Genomic DNA, 2,606 nt, shown 5'->3' on the forward strand with positions numbered 1-2,606 from the left:
CGCGGTCCAGCGCCGTGCGCGCCCGGCTCACCGCCGCCCGTGTCCCCATGGCGGTCGAGACTACGCGACCGGCCCCGCGTGCTTCGTGCGCGGCGGCAACGGCCCGTGCGGGGGAGGTTGTCGGTGCGGGCGGGCACAATACCCGGCGGGGTGTCGATTCGGTCCCGGGACCAGCGTCGACCCCGGCGGTGTCGTGCGGGACGCGACGCTCGTGATCTCCACCATAGTCGAGAGTGCGGGAAGGGGTCGCCGGGTGGACAACACATGGACCCTGATGCGCGGGGCGATGCGCGCGGCCGAGGCGCCGACCGGCCTGCGAAAGGGCACCGTGCGCAGGGTGGCGCGGTTCGCGCGCCCGCATTGGCGCCGGCTGGCCGTGTTCGGCGTGCTCACCGTGCTCTCGGCGGTGCTGGCGGTGAGCACACCGCTGCTCGCCGGCCGAGTGGTCGACACGATCGTCGGCGGGGGGCCGGCCTCCACCGTGCTGTGGCTTGCGGTGCTCATCGCGGCCATCGCCCTGGCCGACGCGGGCATCGGGCTGGCCGAGCGCTGGCAGTCCGCCCACATCGGCGAGGGCCTGATTCTCGATCTGCGCAGGGCGGTGTTCGAGCACGTCCAGCGCATGCCGCTGGCGTTCTTCGCCCGCAGCCGCACCGGCGCGCTGGTGAGCAGGCTCAACAACGACGTCATCGGCGCCCAGCGCACCTTCACCGCGACGCTGTCCGGCCTGGTCACCAACGTCGTGCAGCTCGTGTTGTCGTTCGCCGTGATGGTGACGCTGTCCTGGCAGGTGACGCTGCTGGCTCTCGTGCTGCTGCCGGTGTTCGTGCTGCCCGCGCGCCGGATCGGCCGTCGGATGGCGCGGTTGCAGCACGAGGCCGCGGGGCTCAACGCGTCGATGACCACGCAGATGACCGAGCGCTTCTCCGCGCCCGGGGCCACGCTGGTGAAGCTGTTCGGCCGGCCGCGCGCCGAGGCCGACGAGTTCGGCGAGCGCGCCGACCGGGTGCGTGACATCGGCGTGCGCACCGCGATGCTGACCCGCTGGTTCCTCACCAGCCTCACCCTGGTCTCGGCGCTGGCGCAGGCCCTGGTCTACGGCCTCGGCGGGTGGCTGGCGCTGCGCGGGAGCCTCGACCCGGGCACGGTGGTGGCGCTGGCGCTGTTGCTGACGCGCCTGTACACGCCATTGACCGCGCTGGCCAACGTGCGGGTGGACGTGATGACGGCGCTGGTGTCGTTCGAGCGGATCTTCGAGGTCCTCGACCTCACGCCGATGCTCACCGAGAAGGATCGCACCACGCCGCTGCCCGAGGGCGCGGTCTCCGTCGAGTTCGACGACGTGCGCTTCTCCTACCCCCCGGCCGACCAGTACTCGCTGGCCTCGCTCGAGGAGGTCGCCACCGTGGACCACCGCGGCGGGGAGGAGGTGCTGCACGGGGTGAGCCTGCGTGCCGACCCGGGCACGATGGTGGCGCTGGTCGGCCCGTCGGGGGCGGGCAAGTCGACCATCGCCTCCCTGGTCCCCCGCTTGTACGACGCGGACTCCGGCAGCGTCCGGCTGTCCGGGGTGGACGTGCGGGACCTGTCGTTCGCGACGTTGCGCGCGACCGTGGGCCTGGTCACCCAGGACGGGCACCTGTTCCATGACACGGTCCGGGCCAATCTCACCTACGCCAGGCCCGACGCCACCGACGACGAGATCTGGGACGCGCTGCGGCGTGCCCGCCTCGACGAGCTGGTGCGCTCACTGCCCGACGAGCTGGACACGGTCGTCGGGGAACGCGGCTACCGGTTCTCCGGCGGCGAGCGGCAGCGCCTGACGATCGCCCGCCTGCTGCTGGCCCAGCCCCGCGTGGTGGTGCTCGACGAGGCCACCGCGCACCTGGACTCCGAGTCCGAGGCCGCCGTCAGCGAGGCGCTCGCCGACGCTCTGCGCGGCCGCACGGCGCTGGTGATCGCCCACCGCCTGTCCACCGTGCGGGCCGCCGATCAGATCCTCGTCGTCGAACGGGGTGAGATCGTCGAACGCGGTACGCACACCGAGCTGATGCGGCGGGAAGGCCGCTACGCCGACCTGCACCGCACGCAGTTCGCGGGCGAGGCCGAAGGGGCGCTCGCGTGACCCGCGCCGGCGCCGGGGACGTGCCCACACTGTCCACCTGGTCCGCCAGACCCGCCCACCCCGGGTCGGGTCCGGCGGCGGTGGCCCTGGTGCTGCACGGCGGCGCGCAGTACGGGGCCGAGGCCGTGCGCCCGTGGCGCGCGGCCTACCTGCGGATGGTGCCGGTGGCCAGGGCGCTGTGCTCGGAGGGCGCCCGGCTGGGTCTCGAGGTGCGCCTCCTGCGCAACCGCGTGCGCGGGTGGAACGAACCGGAACGCGATCCGGTGCGGGACGCGCGCTGGGCGCTGGAACGGATCGGGCGCGATCATCCCGGGGTTCCGGTGGTGCTGCTCGGGCACTCGATGGGCGGCCGGGTGGCCCTGCGCGTGTGCGACGACCCGGCGGTGACCGGCGTGGGCGCGCTGGCGCCGTGGACCCCTCGGGGCGAGCCGTCCTTGGTGCTCGACGCGTTCCTGCTGCGCTCGATGGCGCACTCGGGCTG

The 2,606-nt window shown here is 73.8% G+C and carries 2 protein-coding genes; both read left to right on the forward strand.

Annotated features, from left to right (window positions below):
• Window positions 1-253 precede the first annotated feature (253 nt).
• Entirely contained in the window at window positions 254-2,125 is a 1,872-nt protein-coding gene (locus tag SACSA_RS0112390) for an ABC transporter ATP-binding protein (protein ID WP_019816252.1), read from the forward strand.
• The coding region (locus tag SACSA_RS22705) for a serine aminopeptidase domain-containing protein (RefSeq protein ID WP_019816253.1) at window positions 2,122-2,606 on the forward strand (485 nt) is incomplete at its 3' end. The genes SACSA_RS0112390 and SACSA_RS22705, both read left to right, overlap by 4 nt.

This window comes from Saccharomonospora saliphila YIM 90502 (assembly GCF_000383795.1).
Taxonomy (GTDB): Bacteria; Actinomycetota; Actinomycetes; order Mycobacteriales; family Pseudonocardiaceae; genus Saccharomonospora; species Saccharomonospora saliphila.